The sequence below is a fragment of the Amycolatopsis camponoti genome, from assembly GCF_902497555.1.
Lineage (GTDB): Bacteria > Actinomycetota > Actinomycetes > Mycobacteriales > Pseudonocardiaceae > Amycolatopsis > Amycolatopsis camponoti.
The window spans coordinates 2,367,934-2,386,839 of the sequence record NZ_CABVGP010000001.1; the positions used below are offsets into that span (position 1 = coordinate 2,367,934).

The window sequence follows — 18,906 nt, forward strand, 5'->3', positions numbered from 1 at the left end:
GCCCGGCATGCAGAAGATCGGGAAGATCGTGGTCACCGCCGCGGCGGCGTTGTCGCTGGCCGCGTGCGGCCAGGCCGCCAAGACCCAGACGGCCGCGCCGGCGGGACCGTCCGTGCCGCCGTCGTCGGACGCCGCCCAGGCGCCCCAGAGCAAGGGCCGCGAGTGCACGGCGGACGACATCAAGACGACGGGCAAGTTCGGCGAGGTGCCGACCATCACCATCCCCGACGACTGCGACCCGCCGAAGAAGTTGATCACGAAGGACCTGTCCGAGGGCACCGGCGGCGCGGCCAAGGCCGGGCAGCAGCTGAAGATGAACTACCTGCTGGTGACGTGGTCGGACAAGCAGAAGCTGGACAGCTCGTTCGACCGCGGCGAGACGTTCGACCTGAACCTGGGCGCGGGCGAGGTCATCCCGGGCTGGGACAAGGGCCTGGAGGGCATCAAGCAGGGCGGCCGCCGCCTGCTGATCATCCCGCCGGACCTCGCGTACGGCGAGGGCGGCCGCGGCATCAAGCCGAACGAGACGCTGGTCTTCGTCACCGACGCGGTTTCGGTTCCGACCTGAGCCGCCCGGTCCGTGAATGGTCGCATTGAGGGAATCGAAGTCCCTCAATGCGACATCCACGGCTTTACGGGATGAGCAGCAGCTTGCCGGTCGTGCGGCGGCCCTGAAGGTCCTCGTGAGCCTTGCGCGCGTCCGCGAGCGGGTACTTGCCGCCGATGCGGACCGTGAGGTCGCCCGCCAGGATCGCGTCGAACAGCTCCTTCGACCGCCAGTCGATCTCCTCGCGGCTGCGCGTGTAGTGCGCCGACGTCGGGCGGGTCAGGTACAGCGAGCCGCCGGAGTTGAGACGCTGCGGGTCGATCGGCGGGACCGGGCCGCTGGCCGCGCCGAACAGCGCGAGCAGGCCGCGGATCTTGAGGCTGGCCAGGCTGCCGTCGACGGTGTCCTTGCCGACGCCGTCGTACACGACGTCGACACCCTCGCCGCCGGTCAGCTCGCGGGTGACCTTCGCGAAGTCGTCCCGGTCGTAGCGGATCACCTCGTCGGCGCCGGCCTCACGGGCGAGCTTCTCCTTCTCCTCGGTCGACACGGTGCCGATCACGCGGGCGCCGCGCGCCTTCGCCAGCTGCACCAGCAGCAGGCCGACGCCGCCCGCGGCCGCGTGCACCAGCACGTCGTGGCCGGGCTTGACCTCGAACGTCGACGCGACCAGGTAGTGCGCGGTCATGCCCTGCAGCATGATCGCGGCGGCCGTCTCCAGCGAGACACCTTCGGGTACCTTCACGGCGATCGACGCGGGGACGACCTTGCGCGCGGCGTAGCTGCCGAGGTCGCCTTGCCAGGCGACGCGGTCGCCGGCCTCGAACCCGGTGTCCGCGCCCGCCTCGACCACCGTCCCCGCGCCCTCGAGGCCGAGCACGAACGGCAGGTCGATCGGGTAGATGCCCTGGCGCTGGTAGGTGTCGATGTAGTTGACGCCGGCCGCGGCGACGTCGACCAGCAGCTCGCCGGCCTCCGGGGCGCGGACGTCCACTTCGGCCGCTTCGAGCACTTCCGGGCCGCCGGTCTTCGTCACCTGCACTGCGGTGGGCATGCGTCCTCCTCGGGTCGGTTCTCCCAGGCACAACTATGGCCGACGCCACGCTGTTCCGCGTTCCGGCGCGTCTTTGGTTATCGTTCGGGACGTGTCTGATTCCGAAGAGACTGTTTCGCCGACCAGCGCGCAGCTGGGCGCGGCGCGCAAGTTCGTGAAGGCGCACGGCAAGCCGTCCCGCGCGGTGGTGGAGAACATCGGCCGGGCGGGCGCGCGTGTGGTGCTGGTCGGCGCCGACGGCGCCCTCGGCGACGTCGTGGTGCCGTCCGTGGCCACCGGCGAGGCGCTGATCGAGGCGGTCGAGGACCTCTCCCCGGCGACGTGGGACGCGGAGACGGTCAAGGCGACGAAGATCGGCCCGGAGCACCGCCGCAAGATGGCCGGCCGGTGAACCGCACAGCGATCCTGGTCGGCTGCGCGGAGCTTCCTTCCGGTGACGGCGACGACGACGCTCTGGTGCCTGCTTTGTCTTCGCTGGGCTTCTCGGTGTCGTGGGCAGCGTGGGACTCGGACGCCGCGTTCGAGGACGCCGACGCGGTGATCCTGCGCGCGACGTGGGACTACCCGTCGCGGCGTTCGGAGTTCCTCGCGTGGTGCGAGTCGGTCCCGTCTCTCTTCAACTCCGCGGCGGTCGTGCGCTGGAACACGGACAAGTCGTACCTTGTCGAGCTGCTCGACGCGGGTTTGGCGGTGGTCCCGACGACGCTGGTCTCGCCGGGTGACGACGCACGCTTCCCGTCCTCGGACTTCGTGGTGAAGCCATCGGTGGGCGCGGGTTCGCGCGGCGCGGCCCGGTTCGCTGCTGGTGAGGACGCCTCCGCGCACGTGGCGACCTTGCATGCCGAGGGCCACACGGCGCTGATCCAGCCGTACCAGTCCAGTGTGGACACTTCCGGTGAGCTGGCTCTGGTGTATATCGGCGGGTTCTACTCGCACGCGTTCACCAAGAGCGCGATGCTGGGGTCCGAAGTGGACTCGTCGGGGCTGTACCTGTCGGAGAAGCTGGCTCCGGCTTCGCCGCCCGCCGACGCGGTCGCGTTGGCCGAGGACGTGCTGGACGCGGCGTCGGCGTTGCTGGGGATCCTGCGGGCCGAGCTGCTGTACGCGCGGGTGGACGTGGTCCGCGGTGCGGACGGGAAGCCGTTGCTGCTGGAGCTGGAGCTGACGGAACCGTCGCTGGGCTTCCGTCAGACGGACCCGTCGGCGGCGCTGCGGTTCGCCTCGGCGGTGCGGCAGCAACTGGCGTAGTCATCGCACGGCGGCCAGCGCGAGGGCGACGATGGCGCCGATCGTCGTCACGGCGATCGAGCCGGTGAGCAGGTAGAGCCCGCCGATCCCGCTCAAGCCGACTTTGATCAATTCCCGTGCGCCGCGGTTCCGCGCGGGTTTGCTTGTCCTGCCCTTGGTCACTGTGCTACCCCTTTATTGGTGTGCTAGTACGCCCCAGGCAATGGTGACCGGCGGTGAGCCGGGCCGGAACTGATCTTTTGTTTTCGGGCCGGTTTTTTCGTTTCCGGAGTGTTGTCGTCGCTTATCTCGCCGTTGCCGGGGAATTGTCGATCTTCGTCCGGGTAGCGGAGGCGTCATGACCGTCGAGAAGGGGGCTTCACCGTCGGTCGAAGCCGCGCTGCGCTGGCTGGCGACCCGCAAGGACGGCGTGCCCCTGCGCTTTCTCCGCGACGCGATCGAAAAACCGGCGAGCGAGGCGGCGCCTGTGCTCTGCTCATTGGTGACGCCGACAGCGTCGCTCCCCGAGGCAACGGTGGAGTCGCGCGCGCTCGCGTCGTGGGGACTGATGTTCGACGAGATCAACGCAGCCGCGGATGCCCGCCGCCACAGCACCCTCACGGCGGCGTTCCGCGTGCCGCCGGCGCCGGGCGGAACCGCGTGGAAGAGCACGTTGAACGATCGTTTCAAGCAGTTGCTGCTGCTGCCGGGTGTCTTCGGCGACCCGCCGCCCACGACCACGGCGCCGATGCACCAAGCCTGGCGACGCGCGCTCGAGGACCTTGCCGGCCGCTTGGAGGCGAAGCTCGCCTCGCTGACGGGGGCGGACTGGCAGCCCTACATCGACATCGGACGAGCGGCGGTGGAAGTCGTGACCGGGCGCGTCGCCTGGCGGGCCCGGGCCGCGTCGAGAGGGGCGCAGCCGGTGTTCGTGGAACGCATGCTCGTCACGGCGGTCATGCACCGCCGGACGGTGCAGCGCCGCATCACCGAACGCGATATCGCCGCCTGCGAGGACGGCGTCGACGGCTATGAAGCTCACGCGCTGATCGGCTGGACGCACGACGCGGCGGACATCCCGGTGAGGGCGTTGTGGGCGTGCCGGGTGGTCGCTTCACCCAGGGTGCACCCGGGAGCCCCAGTGCCGGCGCGCCTGCGCTTTCGCCGGACGCTGCACAAGGGTGAGCGCTACACGTTCGTTTCCGAAGCGCTCGACAGCCGGCTTGACGAGGAACGCGAGTGGGTCAACGTCGATATCGATCACCACGGCATTGCGCCCGGCGGCCTGACCATCCAGCTGAACTTCGACCCGAAGCACCTTCCCGAGGCGTGCTGGTGGTACGCCGAGCAGCTCGAATTCGAGCGGACGCAGCAACCGCCCGAAGGTGATCCGCACCTGCTGCCCGTCGGGGACGGGTTCGTCCGGCACACCTTCGCCGACGGGTGTCACCCACGGGAGGAGTACGGCATCGCCTTCAGGTGGAAATCCTCGTGACCGATGCGATCGCGTCGGCCACGAGACCCTCCCTCAAGCGACCGCTGAACTAGTTACCGGTGTTGCCACCGCCGCCGCCACCGCCGGGAACCGCGATGGTGGTTGTGGTGCTCGCCGGCTCGTCGCCGATCGACTCCACGAAGATCGCCGCGGCCACTACGAGGAGCAGAGCGCTCGCCGCGGTGACGATCCGCCGGTCTTTCCCGCGCCCTGTTTTGCCGCTGTCCTTGCTCATCGGTCTCCTTAGGTGATCGGAATCCGGCTCACCGTAAGAGAAAGCGGTCGACACGATCGAGGACTCAGCTGCTCGATCGTGTCGTCCCGGGCACATTAAGCTTCTGCGGTTGCCCGCTTCGCCGCCAAACGATCAGCCCGCGGCCACCGCACGTCGGTCGCCCACCCGAGCTGCTCGAAAGTCCGGATCACCCGAGCCGAAATGTCCACCTGCCCCCGCAGCACCCCGTGCCGCGCGCAAGTCGGGTCAGCGTGGTGGGAGTTGTGCCAGCTCTCGCCCATCGAAAGCACCGCCAGCGGCCAAAAGTTGGCCGCCTTGTCGCGTGAAGCGAACGGCCTTTCCCCGATCAGGTGGCAAATCGAATTAACCGACCACGACACGTGGTGCAGGAAAGCGATCCGCACCAACCCGGCCCAGAAGAACGCCGTCACCGCGCCCCACCACGACCACGTGAGCAGGCCACCCAGAAGAGCCGGCAGCGCCAGGCTCAGCGTGATCCACAGCCAGAAGAACCGGTTGACCACCCGCAGATCCCCGTCCGCCACCAGATCCGGCGCGAAACGGTCCGCGTTGGTCACCTCGCGGGAAAACATCCATCCCATGTGCGCGTGCCAGAACCCGCGCAGCAACGCCGACGGCGACGTGCCGAACAGCCACGGCGAGTGCGGGTCGCCCTCGCGGTCGGCGAACGCGTGGTGCCTGCGGTGGCTCGCCACCCAGAAGATCACCGAGCCCTGGACCGCCATGCTGCCCGCGATGGCCAGCGCCACCCGCAGGGGCCGGGACGCCTTGAACGCGCCGTGCGTGAAGTAGCGGTGGTAACCCACCGTCACGCCGAGCGTCGCGAACACGTAGAACACCGCCGCCAGCGCCAGGTCGATCCACGTCATGCCCCAGCCCCACACCAGCGGGACCGCGACGAGGAGTGCCGCGAACGGCACCAGCAGGAACGTCTTCAGCACGAGCATCTCGCCGGTCCCCCGACGGTGGGAGATGAGCGGCTTGGGCGCGGAGCGCGTCGTCATGCGCAGACCCTATGCGGTGCGAGTTAAGGCGGTGTGACCGGCGGTTGCTCAGGCGGTGGCGAGTTCCTTAGGCGCCGCCGTCAGCGAGACGGCCGGGCCGCGGTCGCGGCTGCCCGTCCACAGCGTCGCCGTCGCGATGATCACCGCCATCGCGCCGAGGACGTGGAACGACACCATCGCCTCCGGCACGCCCAGCGCGTACTGCAGCGAGCCGAGCCCGCCCTGCGCGAGCGCGACCACCCACACCGCGATGTAGCGCTGCCACAGGCTCTTCGGCGCGCCGGCGCGCAGCAGCTGCAGGCCGAACACCGCGAGCAGGAGCATGTACAGCACGAGCAGTCCGCCGTGGACCTGGGCGAGGGTCTCCACCGAGACGGCCAGGCGGTGCGTGTTGATGTCGCCGCTGTGCGGGCCGGCGCCGGTCACCGTCGTGCCGGCGGCCAGCACCAGCCACATCACGACGGCCAGCGCGACCAGGACCGAGCGGCCGGGCACCAGTGGCCGGGCGGGTTCGTCGCCTTCGCGGAACGCCCGCAGCAGCAGGACCGCGAGCCAGACGAGGGGAGTGGTGGCGAGGAAGTGGATCGCGACGGTCCACCACTCGAGCTTGGCAAGCACGGTCATCCCGCCGACGACGGCCTGCAGGACGACGCCGCCGGGCATCGTCCAGGCCAGCTTGACCAGGCGGGTGCGGCTCGGGTGGTCGATCTGCACGCGCCAGGCCGTGATGACGGCGACCGCGGCGACGGCGATGACGACGCCGGTCAGCATCCGGTTGCCGAACTCGATCCACTGGTTGAGCGCGTGGATGCCGGGGTGGTCCACCGGGACCAGGCTGCCGGCGACGCACTGCGGCCAGGTCGGGCAGCCGAGGCCCGAGCCGGTGACGCGCACGATGGAGCCGGTGACGCCGATCAGCGCCTGCGCGAGGACCGCGGCGATCCCGACGGCCCGCTGCACGGTGGCGGAGGGATACGGCAGGCGGGCGACGAGGCTGGTGAACGGCACCCATCGATGGTAGAGCGCGCGGAAATACGGCTTTCGGCAGGTCCTGACGCCCTGAACGGCGTGCCGGGCGCAAGGGACCTAGGTCACTCGGTTTTCTTGGCCTTCTTCTGGAACAAGCCCATCGACTGCGCGATGACCGCACCGAAGCCCAGCACGGCGAGGGGAACCGTCCTGATCCAGAACGCTCCCGCGTCCACCTTCACCAAGAGGATGATCGAGCCGATCGCCACCACGAGCAGGAGCAGCATGATCAGGAAGACGCGGGTTTTCGAAACCATGTGGAACTGCTCCCTGGGGGCCGGTTGCGGGTCCGGACGACCTTCCCAGGACGGCGCGCGGTCCGTGAGGTCACTTCTACCCGTCCCGATCGGACTCAGGTGAGTTTCGTGGTGCGGGAAGCCAGCGCTCCCGCGAGCACTGCCCACACTGCCAGGACCAGCATGGGCCCGGGCGCGAAAGAACCGTCCACCAGAGCGGACCGCATCCCCTCCGCCAGGGCTCCCGACGGCAGCAGCTCCACCACCCGGGCCAGCCCCGAGGGCAGCGACGACGGCGCCAGCAGGATGCCGCCCGCCAGGAGGAGCACGAACCAGACGATGTTCGCCAGCGCCAGCACGGCTTCCGCGCGCAGCGCCCCACCCAGCAGCACGCCCAGCGCGCCGAAGGCCAGGGTGCCCAGCACCAGCAGCAACACCGCCGAAGCGAGTCCGGCCGGAGAAGGTGACCACCCCAGGAACGCCGCCACCACGCCGATGATCACCGACTGCAGGACGACGACCACGAGCGCCGCCGCGAGGCGGCCGGCCACCAGCAGCCAGCGGGGCAACGCCGTCGCCGAAAGGCGCTTCAGCACTCCGTAACGCCGGTCGAAGCCCAGCGCGATCGCCTGGCCGGTGAACGCCGACGACATCACCGCCAGCGCCAGGATGCGCGGGGTGATCCAGTCCACTTTGGACGTCGAACCGACCGAAGACGCCGGCAGGATGTCCAGCAGTGACAACCCGATGAGCAGCGCCAGCGGGATCAGCAGCGTCAGCAGCACCTGCTCGCCGTGGCGCAGGGTCAGGCTCGCCTCGACCTTCGCGTGGGTGCGCACCATCCGGCCCAGCGACCCCCGTCCGGGTGCCGGAACAAAAACACCGGGCTCGAACACGCTCATGCCCGCAGCTCCCGTCCGGTCAGCTCCAGGAAGACCTCTTCGAGCGTCCGCTTGCCGACCTGCAGCTCCTCCGGCAGCACGCCCTGCTGCGCGCACCACGCCGTGACCGTCGACACGACCTGCGGGTCGACCGAGCCCACCACGACGTACGTGCCCGGCGCCGACTCGCGCACCGCGTAACCCTCCGGCAGCGCCGCGGTCAGCAGCGCCGTGTCCAGCCGCGTGCGCGCCTTGAAGCGCAGGCCCGCGTTGCCGCTCTCGTCGACCGTCAGGGACTGCGGCGCGCCGGAGACCACGACCTTGCCGTGGTCCACGATCACCACCGTGTCGGCCAGCGCCTCGGCCTCCTCCATCAGGTGCGTGGTCAGCAGCACCGAGACGCCGTCGCGGCGCAGCGCGCCCAGCAGGTCCCACACCAGCCGCCGGGCCTGCGGGTCCATGCCCGCGGTCGGCTCGTCGAGGAACACCAGCTCCGGCCGCCCGACCAGCGCGCACGCCAGCGAGAGCCGCTGCTGCTGCCCGCCGGACAGGCGCTTGAACGGCGTCCGCCGCGACGAGGCCAGGCCGAGGACCTCCAGCAGCCAGGCCGGGTCCAGCGGGGAGGCGGCGCAGGACGCCACCAGCCCGAGCATCTCGTCGGCGCGGACGCCGGGGTAGGCGCCGCCGCCCTGGGGCATGATGCCGACGCGGGGGCGCAGCGCGGCGGACTCGCGCACGGGGTCGAGGCCGAGCACGCGCACCGAACCCGCGTCAGGCTTCAGGAAGCCTTCGCAGATCTCGACGGTGGTGGTCTTGCCTGCTCCGTTCGGACCGAGCAGGGCGAGCAGGCTGCCGCGCTCCATCCTCAGGTCGAGACCGTCGACCGCGCGGGTGGAGCCGTAGCTTTTGACCAGCCCGGTGATCTCGACGGCGGGGGCACTCACATCGGGTCACGATACGGGCTCGGCCCGCGCGGGCACCCGCGGGGACGGCCTGGAGAGCAAGACGGGAGCGAGCCGCCGCACGATCAGCATCCCGCCGCCGCACACGACGATCGCCGCGACGTAGGCGAACGGCAGCACGTACGGGCGGCCGTCGAAGGTGCTGCCGGTGGGCGGCAGGAGGAACGGCAGGGCGGCGGACAGCACCGCCGCGGCCACCCGGAAGCGGGACGTCCCGGCCGCGGCCGCCAGGGGGATCACCGCCCACAGCACGTACCAGGGCTGCAGGTTGATCTGCAGGATCATCACCGCGCCGAGGGAGACGCCGAGGCCGATGATCGGCCGGTAGCGCCACTTGAAGCTGTCCCACAGGAACTTGAACGTGATGGCGACGGCCACCAGGTAGCCGAGCGCGCCGAGGATCGGCACCAGGGCGTTGGTGTGGTTGCCGAGCCCGAGGGCGATGCCGAGGACGCCGGAGAGGTTGGCCAGCTCGGCGGTCGGGGAGATCCAGGAGCGGACCAGGCCGGGGGTGTCGAACGTCGCGCCGACCCAGCCGAAGCCGAGGCCGGTGCCGAAGCAGACGGCGACGAGCACGACGCCGAACCACAGCGCCATCGGCGCGCCGGCGAAGAAGAGGTCCTTGAGGCGGCCGTGCCAGCGTCGCGCGACCATCACGGCGAAGAACGGCAACGCGAACAGGGCGGGCAGCTTCACCGCGACGCCCAGGGTGATGATCGCCACCCCGAGCCCGATGTAGAGCAGCTCGCCGTGCGCCAGTGGTGGCGGCGTGTCGCCCTTCACCCGGATCGGCAGCTTCCGGATGCCCACCTCGAGCCCGGCGAGCATGAGGCCGATGGCGAGCGCGTCGTTGTGGGCGCCGGCGACGAAGTGGAAGATCAGCAGCGGGTTCAGGGCGCCGAGCCACAGGGCCGTCGCGGGCTGGACGCCGAAGCGGCGCGCCAGCCGGGGGAGGGCCCAGACGATGAGGACCACGCCGGCCAGGGCGAGCACGCGCTGCAGGAGCACCCCGACGGCGATGCTGTTGCCCGCCAGCGGCGCGAGCCAGCCGCCGAGGCGCAGCACCAGGGGCCCGTACGGCGCCGGCGTCTCGCGCCACATGTTCGACACGCCCGCGGTGAACGGGTCGGCGACGCCGAGGGCCTGCGCCGGACCCAGGACGTACGGGTCCATGCCGCGGTGCACGATCTCGCTCTGCGCGAGGTAGCTGTAGACGTCGCGGGAGAACAGCGGCGGGATGACCAGCAGCGGCAGCACCCACAGGGCGATCGTGCGCGCGAGCTGGCCCTGCGACGCGAGCCGGGCGCGGTCGGGCCGGGCGAACTTCCCGAGCATCAGCCAGCTGAGCACGAGGATGCCCATCCCGGAGATCGCGATGGCCAGCGACACCGTCGGGATCCGGGTGAACAGCCGCAGCACCGGGATCTCCTGCACCGGGTTGATCACCGGGGCGGCGCCGGCGCCGAGGGAGCCGAGCGCGAGGAAGAGCGAACCGACCGTGCCGAACCGGCGCACGACGTTCAGCCCGCGCAGCTCCTCGGCTTCGAGGGGGAGGGGTTCGAGGGGCCGGACGGGCGAAAGCGTCACCGGATGCGTACTCTCCGTCGCGATCACCGCCGCCTGCTGGTCCTGCTCACCCACTGCCACGGGTGCAGGGTATCGGGGCCGTCTTCGAGTGAGTCGGGTCACTGCCGGACACCCCGCCTTTGCCGACCGCCGGGAAATAAGACACACTTGTGTTGTGAAAAAGACGGAGGCGGGTGATCCGGCGGGCGGCGACATGCCCCGCGCCGTGGTCAACGCTGTCCCGTCGCAGGTCAGCGCCGAGGGCAAGACCCGCAACGAGGTCGCCCGGCTGCTCCTGGAACAGGGTCCCATGACCGCCGTCGTGGTCGCCGAGCAGCTCGGGATCAGCCCCGCGGCCGTCCGGCGGCACCTGGACGCTCTTCTCGCGGACGGCGAAGCCGAGACGCGCGACGCCCCCCGCCGCGGGCCCCGCGGCCGGGGTCGTCCGGCCAAGCTCTTCCTGCTGACCGAGCCCGGCCGCGCCCGGTTCGGGCACGCCTACGACGACCTCGCCGTCTCCGCCATCCGCTTCCTCGCCGAGCACGCGGGCGAAGACGCCGTACGCGCCTTCGCCGAGCAGCGCATCGAGAAGCTCGTCGGGCCGCACCGTTCCGCGATCACTGGATCGAGTGATCCGGCGACGCGCGCGGAGGCCCTGGCGACCGCCCTGACCAGGGAGGGCTACGCTGCGTCGACCCGTCAGGTAGGCGCGCCGGCACCCGGTCAGAACGTCGGCGCTCAGCTCTGCCAGCACCACTGTCCGGTCGCCCACGTGGCCGCGGAGTTCCCGCAGCTGTGCGAGGCCGAGACGGAGGCGTTCGCCGAGCTGCTGGGCACCCACGTCCAGCGGCTGGCGACGATCGCACGCGGTGACTCCGCGTGCACCACCCACGTTCCCGTCACGACGGGGAACAACCCGGCCCATCCCGAGCCGGGAAGCACGGTGCCCTCTGGGCGCACAGCACGGATCCCGAATGGAGGGAAACCCGCATGACTGCCGCTGCCGAGCAGCGCACTCCCACCACCGCGCCACTGAGCCAGGAAGAGACCATCGAGTCCCTTGGCAAGTACGCGTTCGGCTGGGCCGACTCCGACGAAGCGGGCGCCAGCGCCCGTCGCGGGCTGAACGAAGATGTCGTCACCGACATCTCCGGGAAGAAGTCCGAGCCGGAGTGGATGCGCGAAGCGCGACTGAAGGCGCTCAAGCTCTTCGAGAAGAAGCCCATGCCCAACTGGGGTGCGGACCTCTCCGGGATCGACTTCGACAACATCAAGTACTTCGTCCGCTCCAGCGAGAAGCAGGCTGCGAGCTGGGAAGACCTGCCCGAAGACATCAAGAACACGTACGACAAGCTGGGCATCCCCGAGGCGGAGAAGCAGCGCCTCGTCGCCGGTGTCGCGGCGCAGTACGAGTCCGAGGTCGTCTACCACTCGATCCGCGAGGACCTCGAGAAGCAGGGCGTGCTCTTCCTCGACACGGACACCGCGCTCAAGACGCACCCGGAGCTGTTCCAGGAGTACTTCGGCTCGGTCATCCCGGCCGGTGACAACAAGTTCTCCGCGCTGAACACCGCGGTGTGGTCCGGCGGCTCGTTCATCTACGTGCCCAAGGGCGTCAAGGTGGACATCCCGCTGCAGGCCTACTTCCGGATCAACACCGAGAACATGGGCCAGTTCGAGCGCACCCTGATCATCGTCGACGAAGACGCCTACGTGCACTACGTCGAGGGCTGCACGGCGCCGATCTACCAGTCCGACTCGCTGCACTCGGCGGTCGTGGAGATCATCGTCAAGAAGGGCGCCCGCTGCCGCTACACGACCATCCAGAACTGGTCGAACAACGTCTACAACCTGGTCACCAAGCGCGCCAAGTGCGAAGAGGGCGCGACCATGGAATGGATCGACGGCAACATCGGTTCCAAGGTGACCATGAAGTACCCGTCGGTCTTCCTCATGGGCGAGCACGCCAAGGGTGAGGTCCTCTCGGTCGCGTTCGCGGGCGAGGGCCAGCACCAGGACGCGGGCGCCAAGATGGAGCACCTCGCGCCGTACACCTCCTCGACGATCGTGTCGAAGTCGGTGGCGCGCGGCGGCGGCCGCACCTCGTACCGCGGCCTGGTCCGCGTGGCGAAGCGCGCGCACCACTCGCGCTCCAGCGTCGTCTGCGACGCGCTGCTGGTGGACACGATCTCGCGCTCGGACACGTACCCGTACGTGGACATCCGCAACGACGAGGTGTCCATGGGCCACGAGGCCACGGTGTCGAAGGTCAGCGAAGAGCAGCTGTTCTACCTGATGTCGCGCGGTCTCGACGAGGCCGAGGCCATGGCGATGATCGTGCGCGGGTTCGTCGAGCCCATCGCGCGCGAGCTGCCGATGGAGTACGCGCTCGAGCTGAACCGCCTGATCGAGCTCCAGATGGAAGGGTCCGTCGGCTAGTCATGTCGGTTACCGAGAACAACGTTTCCGAAGCTCTTCGCGAGGGGGCCGTCATTCCGGCGGCCTCCCGCGCGGAGCGCTTCACCTCCTACGACGTCGAGGCCTTCGAGGTCCCGGGCGGCCGTGAGGAGAACTGGCGCTTCACGCCGATGAAGCGGCTGCGCGGCCTGCACGACGGCAGTGCGCCCGCCACCGGCGAGATCACCCTCGAAGCCGACGCCGCGCCCGAGCTGACCATCGAGACCGTCGGCCGCGACGACTCGCGGCTGGGCCAGGCCGGCGTGCCGAGCGACCGGATCGCCGCCCAGGCGTACTCCTCGTTCACCAAGGCCACCGTCGTGACGGTGCCCAAGGAGACGAAGGCGTCCAAGCCGTCGGTGCTGCGCATCCACGGCCCCGGTGTGGACCAGGTCGCCTACGGGCACCTGCAGGTCCGCGCCGAGGCGTTCGCCGAAGCCGTCGTCGTCCTCGACCACGTCGGCTCCGGCACCTACGCCGACAACGTCGAGTTCGTCATCGGCGACGGCGCCAAGGTCACCGTGGTCAGCGTCCAGGACTGGGCCGACGACGCGGTGCACGTCTCCGAGCAGCACCTGAAGCTGGGCCGCGACGCCGCGCTGCGGCACACCGTGATCACCCTGGGCGGTGACCTGGTCCGCGTCTCGCCGACGGCGACCTTCACCGACAAGGGCGGCGACGTCGACATGCTCGGCGTCTACTTCGCCGACGGCGGCCAGCACCAGGAGCACCGCCTCTTCGTCGACCACGCGGTGCCCAACTGCAAGTCGCGAGTGGGCTACAAGGGCGCGCTGCAGGGCGAGGGCGCGCACACGGTCTGGATCGGTGACGTGCTGATCCGCGCCGCGGCCGAGTCGACCGACACCTACGAGTTCAACCGCAACCTGGTGCTCACGCCCGGGGCGCGCGCGGACTCGGTGCCGAACCTCGAGATCGAGACCGGCGAGATCGAAGGCGCCGGCCACGCGAGCGCGACGGGAAGGTTCGACGACGAGCAGTTGTTCTACCTCCAGTCGCGCGGGATCGGCGAAGAGGCCGCGCGGCGACTGGTCGTGCGCGGGTTCTTCCACGAGATCCTGGTGAAGATCGACGTCCCCGAGGTGCGCGAGCGCCTCGAAGCCGCGATCGAGGCCGAGCTCGAAGCCGTTGGCGCCTGACGCCGTCCACCACAGACTTCAGGAAAGAAAAGACATGGCTACCCTCGAAATCAAGGACCTCCACGCCTCGGTCGACACCGACGAAGGCGCCAAGGAGATCCTCAAGGGCGTCAACCTGACCATCAAGTCGGGCGAGACGCACGCGATCATGGGCCCCAACGGCTCCGGCAAGTCCACGCTGTCCTACGCGATCGCCGGTCACCCCAAGTACCAGGTGACCTCCGGCGAGGTGCTGCTCGACGGCGAGAACGTGCTCGAGATGAGCGTCGACGAGCGCGCCCGCGCCGGCCTGTTCCTGGCCATGCAGTACCCCGTCGAGGTGCCCGGCGTGTCCATGTCCAACTTCCTCCGCACCGCGGCCACCGCGGTCCGTGGCGAGGCCCCCAAGCTGCGCCACTGGGTCAAGGAGGTCAAGGAGGAGATGGGCAAGCTCGAGATCTCGCAGGAGTTCGCCGAGCGCTCGGTCAACGAGGGCTTCTCCGGCGGCGAGAAGAAGCGCCACGAGATCCTGCAGCTGGCGCTGCTCAAGCCGAAGTTCGCCATCCTCGACGAGACCGACTCCGGTCTCGACGTCGACGCCCTGCGCGTCGTTTCCGACGGGGTGAACGCGTACAAGGCTTCGAGCGAGGTCGGCGTCATGCTGATCACGCACTACACCCGGATCCTGCGGCACATCACGCCGGACTTCGTGCACGTCTTCGCCGGCGGCCAGATCGTCGAGTCGGGCGGCAAGGAGCTGGCGGACGAGCTGGAGGAGAACGGCTACGTCAAGTACGCCGGCAAGCCCGAGCCGGCCGCGCTCTGACTTTCGCCAGTACACACCGAGAATGAGAGGAGTCGGCCCGATGACCACCACCTCGGCCAGCAGTGCTGATGCCGCCTCACCTGAGAAGCGCGCTTCGGCGATTGTGCCACTCGACGTGGCGGCCCTGAGGGCCGACTTCCCCATCCTGTCGCGCACCGTCCGCGACGGGAAACCCTTGGTGTACCTGGACTCCGGGGCGACGTCCCAACGTCCGACCGCCGTGTTCGAGGCCGAACGCGACTACGTCTTCACGTCGAACGCCGCCGTCCACCGCGGCGCGCACCAGCTGTCGGAAGAAGCGACCGACGCGTACGAGTCCGCTCGGGCGAAGATCGCCGAGTTCGTCGGCGCCGACCCCGAAGAGCTGGTGTTCACCAAGAACGCGACCGAGGGCATCAACCTCGTCGCGTACTCGATGAGCAACGCCGCCACCGCCGGTCCCGAAGCCGCGCGCTTCGTCGTGGGCCCGGGTGACGAGATCGTCATCACCGAGATGGAGCACCACGCGAACCTCGTGCCCTGGCAGCAGTTGTGCCAGCGCACCGGGGCGACGCTGAAGTGGTTCAAGGTGACGCCCGAAGGCCGCCTGGATCTGTCCGATGCGGACGAGCTGATCACGCCGCGCACCAAGGTCGTCGCGTTCGCGCACCAGTCGAACGTGCTCGGCACGGTCAACCCGGTGTCGCTGCTCGTCGAGAAGGCCAAGGCCGTCGGCGCGCTCACCGTGCTCGACGCCTGTCAGTCCGTTCCGCACTTCCCGGTCGACTTCCACGCGCTGGGCGTCGACTTCGCGGTGTTCTCCGGCCACAAGATGCTCGGCCCGTCCGGCATCGGTGTGCTCTACGGCCGCACCGAGCTGCTGTCGGCCATGCCGCCGTTCCTCACCGGCGGGTCGATGATCGAGATGGTCCGCATGGAGGGCTCCACCTTCGCGCCGCCGCCGCAGCGGTTCGAGGCCGGCGTGCCGATGACGTCGCAGGCCATCGGCCTCGGCGCGGCCGTCGACTACCTCTCGGCCATCGGCATGGACCGGATCGCCGCCCACGAGCACGAGCTGGCCGCGGCCGCCCTCGAAGGCGTCGGCGCCATCCCGGGCGTCCGGATCATCGGGCCGACCGACCTGAAGGACCGCGGCGCGACCGTGTCGTTCGTGATCGACGGCGTGCACCCGCACGACGCCGGCCAGGTGCTCGACAGCCTCGGCATCGCCGTCCGCGTCGGCCACCACTGCGCGTGGCCCCTGCACCGGGCCTGCAACGCGCAGGCGACCGTGCGCGCGTCGTTCTACCTCTACAACACGCTGTCCGAAGTGGACGCCCTGGTAGCGGGTGTGCGCGAGGCCCAGAAGTTCTTCGGGGTGGCCCAGTGAACCTGGAGAGCATGTACCAGGAGATCATCCTGGACCACTACAAGAACCCGCACGGGCGCGGCCTGCGCGACCCGTTCGACGCCGAATCGTTCCAGGTCAACCCGACCTGCGGCGACGAGGTGACCCTGCGGGTCAAGCTCGACGACGGGAAGGTCGCCGACGTCTCCTACGACGGCCAGGGCTGCTCGATCAGCCAGGCTTCGACGTCGGTCTTGACGGATCTCGTGGTCGGCCACACCCTTGAGGAGGCGTTCACCACCATGGACGCCTTCGTGGAACTGATGCAGGGCAAGGGAAAGATCGAGCCGGACGAGGACGTGCTGGAGGACGGGATCGCCTTCGCGGGCGTTGCCAAGTACCCGGCCCGCGTCAAGTGCGCCCTCCTCGGCTGGATGGCTTTCAAGGACGCCGTCGCCCGGACCACCAGTGGAGCTGAGACAGCATGACCGAAGACACCGCCACCGACACCCGCGAGGGCCGGACCGCCGCCGACCTCGACGCCGAGACGACGGCCACGCAGGACCTCGACCTCGCCAAGCTCGAGGACGTCGAGGAAGCCATGCGCGACGTCGTCGACCCCGAGCTCGGCATCAACGTCGTCGACCTGGGCCTGGTCTACGACATCCGCGTCGAGCAGGACAACACCGCCACCATCGACATGACGCTCACCTCGGCGGCCTGCCCGCTGACCGACGTCATCGAAGACCAGACGTCAGCGGCGCTGACGTCCGGCGGCCTCGTCAAGGACTTCCGGATCAACTGGGTCTGGATGCCGCCGTGGGGCCCGGAGAAGATCACCGAGGACGGCCGCGAGCAGCTGCGCGCCCTCGGCTTCACCGTCTGACGGTCTTTTCATCGAGCGGGTCACCCTCCGGGGTGGCCCGCTTTGTGTATAACGAGCTATACCGCGCGTGCCAGGCCAGCGCGTAAGCGACGAGCGCGGCGAGAAACCCGCTTCCGGCGCCGGTGACCGCGAGGTAGGTCGCGTTGCCGACGACGCCGGCGCGGGTCATCGGGTCGTGGTGGGCCAGGAAGGGCAGCACCTCGGCCAGGCCGCCGATGACCGCACCGGCGGCCAGGAACGCGAGCACGGGCTTGCGGTGACGAGTGGCTCTCGGCGCGCGTCCGGTGGGCGCGGTGCGGTACCAGCGCACGAGCCACCAGCCGAGGATCCCGGCGCCCGCGACCGTGCTGACCAGCTGGATCAGCCGTCCGACGTCGACTCCGGTGACGAGCGGGATCCGCAGGAACGGAAACCCGCCGCTTTCGTGGGTGAAAGCGTCCCAGCCGACGTGGGTGGCGGCGCCGACGACCAGCGACAGCGCGATCCAGCCCGGCCGCCGCCAGCTGAAGCGGCGGGGGAGCCGTTCGGCCAGGGGCCTCGGTGCCAGGGCCAGCAGAGGTTCCTTCAGGACGATCTGGAAGACCGCCAGCAGGACGAGCGCGAGCAGCGGGTCGAGCCAGAGGACGGAAGTCAGTTCGTGGGTCCTGGTCAGGCCGACGCCGGGCAGCCGCGGCACGAACCAGAAGACGTCCGGGGCGACCGACCCGGCGACGAGCGCGGCCGGGACCAGCGGTCGTCTCGCCAGCGGGAGCACGGCGGCGGGATGACTCAGCGTGAACGGCACGGGAGCTAGTATCCCGGGGTGGTCCTGCGGTCGATCCTCCTGTTCCTGGCCGCGGCGGTCTGCGAAATCGGCGGCGCGTGGCTGATCTGGCAAGGCGTCCGCGAAAACCGCGGCTGGCTCTGGATCGGCGGTGGCCTGGTGGCCCTCGGCCTCTACGGCTTCGTGGCGACGCTCCAGCCGGACGCCCACTTCGGCCGCATCCTCGCGGCGTACGGCGGCGTGTTCGTGGCCGGTTCACTGGTGTGGGGGATGGTCGCGGACGGTTACCGTCCCGACCGGTATGACGTGATCGGCGCGCTGTTGTGCCTGGCCGGCGTCGCGGTGATCATGTACGCGCCCCGGACGGGGTAACGCCGTCCGCTTCGCGCCGATAGATCTTGGTGACCGAACCCGTCTTCCCGCCCGCACCACCCCCTGCGCCGAAGCGGCGCCGAGTTTCGCCCGTCCTGCTGGTGATGATCGCCGTCATGGTGCTCGGCGTGGCCGCCGGCGGCTACGGCCTCGGGCGGCTGATGCTGGGGTACGAGGCCTACGTGATGCAGAGCGGGAACATGAGCCCGACGCTGGCGACCGGCGACCGGCTCGTCGTGCGCCCGGTCGACGAGGTGCACCGCGGGGACGTCGTTGCGATCGACCTGAGCGCGTACGCCGAGGCGAGCCACGAGGGCGTCAGTGTCGTCCGCGTGGTCGGGGTCGCCGGGGACACGGTCGCCTGCTGCACCGACGAGCACCTCTCGGTCAACGGCAAGCCGATCACCGAGCCCTACATCACGCCCGGCTTCGAGGGGCTCTTCGAGTTCTCGGCCACGGTGCCCGAAGGCACGATCTTCGTCGAGGGCGACAACCGCGGCAATTCCGACGACTCGCGGTTCAGCGGCCCGGTGCGGTCGTCCGGCGTCGTCGGGTTGGTGGTCGCGACCGGCACGGTGGTCACCCCGAAGGCCCTGACCCCGGTCACCTCGTTCACCGACGCGGGCCTGCCGGGAGCGCCGAACTCCGACGGGACCCTGCCTGGCTTGCGGTGGTGGATCCTCGGTGGGTTCGTGCTGTTCGTCGGCGGGTTCATCGGGCTGATCGTGACCGTCGTCCGGAACGCCGGAGGACGGCGAAAAGCAGCTCCACCGGTGCGCTGATCGCCAGCAGGGTACTTTCGGCCGTGGCCCCGATCGTCCGTGGACTTCTAACCTGACCGCGCGAACCACGGTGAAGTGTTCTCTAAACCGGACGAAGGAG

General features: G+C 69.8%; 22 protein-coding genes. 13 read left to right on the plus strand and 9 right to left on the minus strand.

Going from position 1 to position 18,906, the window contains the following annotated elements; translation table 11 throughout:
- Positions 1-7 precede the first annotated feature (7 nt).
- Positions 8-568 carry an FKBP-type peptidyl-prolyl cis-trans isomerase gene (locus AA23TX_RS11380; protein WP_155542502.1) on the plus strand — a complete coding sequence of 187 codons (561 nt, stop codon included), beginning with the start codon at positions 8-10 and terminating at the stop codon, positions 566-568.
- Positions 569-632: 64 nt separating this feature from the next.
- Here the strand turns inward: AA23TX_RS11380 and AA23TX_RS11385 are convergent, their stop codons facing one another.
- Positions 633-1,601, minus strand: coding sequence for a quinone oxidoreductase family protein (locus AA23TX_RS11385; RefSeq protein WP_155542503.1), 969 nt, complete (start codon positions 1,599-1,601; stop codon positions 633-635).
- Positions 1,602-1,692: 91 nt separating this feature from the next.
- On the opposite strand from AA23TX_RS11385, the gene AA23TX_RS11390 reads away from it, so the two are divergent.
- The 3 genes from AA23TX_RS11390 (at position 1,693) to AA23TX_RS11400 (ending at position 4,323) form a co-directional block, all read left to right on the plus strand.
- Positions 1,693-1,992, plus strand: coding sequence for a hypothetical protein (locus AA23TX_RS11390; RefSeq protein ID WP_155542504.1), 300 nt, complete (start codon positions 1,693-1,695; stop codon positions 1,990-1,992).
- Positions 1,989-2,849: an ATP-grasp domain-containing protein gene (locus tag AA23TX_RS11395; protein WP_155542505.1), complete on the plus strand. Its 861-nt coding sequence runs from the start codon at positions 1,989-1,991 to the stop codon at positions 2,847-2,849. Before AA23TX_RS11390 ends, AA23TX_RS11395 begins: the two co-directional genes overlap by 4 nt.
- A 337-nt stretch (positions 2,850-3,186) precedes the next feature.
- A complete protein-coding gene (locus tag AA23TX_RS11400; RefSeq protein WP_155542506.1) occupies positions 3,187-4,323 on the plus strand; it encodes a hypothetical protein in 1,137 nt (378 codons plus the stop codon).
- Positions 4,324-4,372: 49 nt separating this feature from the next.
- Here AA23TX_RS11400 and AA23TX_RS11405 read toward each other — a convergent pair whose 3' ends face one another.
- The 7 genes from AA23TX_RS11405 to mptB form a co-directional block, all read right to left on the minus strand.
- Positions 4,373-4,558 carry a hypothetical protein gene (locus tag AA23TX_RS11405; RefSeq protein ID WP_155542507.1) on the minus strand — a complete coding sequence of 62 codons (186 nt, stop codon included), beginning with the start codon at positions 4,556-4,558 and terminating at the stop codon, positions 4,373-4,375.
- A 95-nt stretch (positions 4,559-4,653) separates the two neighbouring features.
- Entirely contained in the window at positions 4,654-5,583 is a 930-nt protein-coding gene (locus tag AA23TX_RS11410; RefSeq protein WP_155542508.1) for an acyl-CoA desaturase, read from the minus strand.
- 48 nt (positions 5,584-5,631) lie between these two features.
- Positions 5,632-6,591: a COX15/CtaA family protein gene (locus tag AA23TX_RS11415; RefSeq protein WP_155542509.1), complete on the minus strand. Its 960-nt coding sequence runs from the start codon at positions 6,589-6,591 to the stop codon at positions 5,632-5,634.
- A gap of 83 nt (positions 6,592-6,674) precedes the next feature.
- Positions 6,675-6,869 carry a hypothetical protein gene (locus tag AA23TX_RS11420; RefSeq protein ID WP_155542510.1) on the minus strand — a complete coding sequence of 65 codons (195 nt, stop codon included), beginning with the start codon at positions 6,867-6,869 and terminating at the stop codon, positions 6,675-6,677.
- A gap of 95 nt (positions 6,870-6,964) precedes the next feature.
- Entirely contained in the window at positions 6,965-7,750 is a 786-nt protein-coding gene (locus AA23TX_RS11425; protein ID WP_155542511.1) for an ABC transporter permease, read from the minus strand.
- Positions 7,747-8,673 carry an ABC transporter ATP-binding protein gene (locus AA23TX_RS11430; RefSeq protein WP_155542512.1) on the minus strand — a complete coding sequence of 309 codons (927 nt, stop codon included), beginning with the start codon at positions 8,671-8,673 and terminating at the stop codon, positions 7,747-7,749. Before AA23TX_RS11430 ends, AA23TX_RS11425 begins: the two co-directional genes overlap by 4 nt.
- 6 nt (positions 8,674-8,679) lie before the next feature.
- Positions 8,680-10,332 (minus strand): polyprenol phosphomannose-dependent alpha 1,6 mannosyltransferase MptB, encoded by a 1,653-nt coding sequence (gene mptB / locus AA23TX_RS11435; RefSeq protein WP_230862616.1) that lies wholly within the window; start codon positions 10,330-10,332, stop codon positions 8,680-8,682.
- A gap of 139 nt (positions 10,333-10,471) precedes the next feature.
- Here mptB and AA23TX_RS11440 point away from each other — a divergent pair, with 139 nt between their 5' ends.
- Genes AA23TX_RS11440 through AA23TX_RS11470 form a run of 7 tightly spaced genes read left to right on the plus strand, consistent with a single transcriptional unit; the run spans position 10,472 to position 16,889 of the window.
- Entirely contained in the window at positions 10,472-11,251 is a 780-nt protein-coding gene (locus AA23TX_RS11440) for a helix-turn-helix transcriptional regulator (RefSeq protein WP_155544387.1), read from the plus strand.
- Positions 11,248-12,696, plus strand: a complete 1,449-nt coding sequence (sufB, locus tag AA23TX_RS11445) for a Fe-S cluster assembly protein SufB (RefSeq protein WP_155542513.1) — start codon at positions 11,248-11,250, stop codon at positions 12,694-12,696. Before AA23TX_RS11440 ends, sufB begins: the two co-directional genes overlap by 4 nt.
- Before the next feature lie 2 nt (positions 12,697-12,698).
- Entirely contained in the window at positions 12,699-13,871 is a 1,173-nt protein-coding gene (sufD, locus tag AA23TX_RS11450) for a Fe-S cluster assembly protein SufD (RefSeq protein ID WP_155542514.1), read from the plus strand.
- Between the two features lie 34 nt (positions 13,872-13,905).
- A complete protein-coding gene (gene sufC / locus AA23TX_RS11455) occupies positions 13,906-14,676 on the plus strand; it encodes a Fe-S cluster assembly ATPase SufC (protein WP_155542515.1) in 771 nt (256 codons plus the stop codon).
- A gap of 40 nt (positions 14,677-14,716) precedes the next feature.
- The gene (locus AA23TX_RS11460; protein ID WP_230862429.1) at positions 14,717-16,045 is read left to right on the plus strand and encodes a cysteine desulfurase; all 1,329 of its coding nucleotides are present in this window, start codon (positions 14,717-14,719) and stop codon (positions 16,043-16,045) included.
- Positions 16,042-16,491, plus strand: a complete 450-nt coding sequence (gene sufU / locus AA23TX_RS11465; protein WP_155542516.1) for a Fe-S cluster assembly sulfur transfer protein SufU — start codon at positions 16,042-16,044, stop codon at positions 16,489-16,491. The genes AA23TX_RS11460 and sufU overlap by 4 nt, the downstream gene beginning before the upstream one ends.
- Entirely contained in the window at positions 16,488-16,889 is a 402-nt protein-coding gene (locus AA23TX_RS11470) for a metal-sulfur cluster assembly factor (RefSeq protein ID WP_155542517.1), read from the plus strand. The genes sufU and AA23TX_RS11470 overlap by 4 nt, the downstream gene beginning before the upstream one ends.
- On the opposite strand, the gene AA23TX_RS11475 is transcribed toward AA23TX_RS11470, so the two are convergent.
- Positions 16,879-17,673 carry a DUF4184 family protein gene (locus AA23TX_RS11475; protein ID WP_196425281.1) on the minus strand — a complete coding sequence of 265 codons (795 nt, stop codon included), beginning with the start codon at positions 17,671-17,673 and terminating at the stop codon, positions 16,879-16,881. The genes AA23TX_RS11470 and AA23TX_RS11475 overlap by 11 nt on opposite strands.
- 18 nt (positions 17,674-17,691) lie before the next feature.
- On the opposite strand from AA23TX_RS11475, the gene AA23TX_RS11480 reads away from it, so the two are divergent.
- On the plus strand, positions 17,692-18,024 hold the full coding sequence (locus AA23TX_RS11480; RefSeq protein WP_155542518.1) for a YnfA family protein: 333 nt from the start codon (positions 17,692-17,694) through the stop codon (positions 18,022-18,024).
- A 29-nt stretch (positions 18,025-18,053) separates the two neighbouring features.
- A complete protein-coding gene (gene lepB, locus AA23TX_RS11485) occupies positions 18,054-18,806 on the plus strand; it encodes a signal peptidase I (RefSeq protein WP_155542519.1) in 753 nt (250 codons plus the stop codon).
- Positions 18,807-18,906 lie beyond the last annotated feature (100 nt).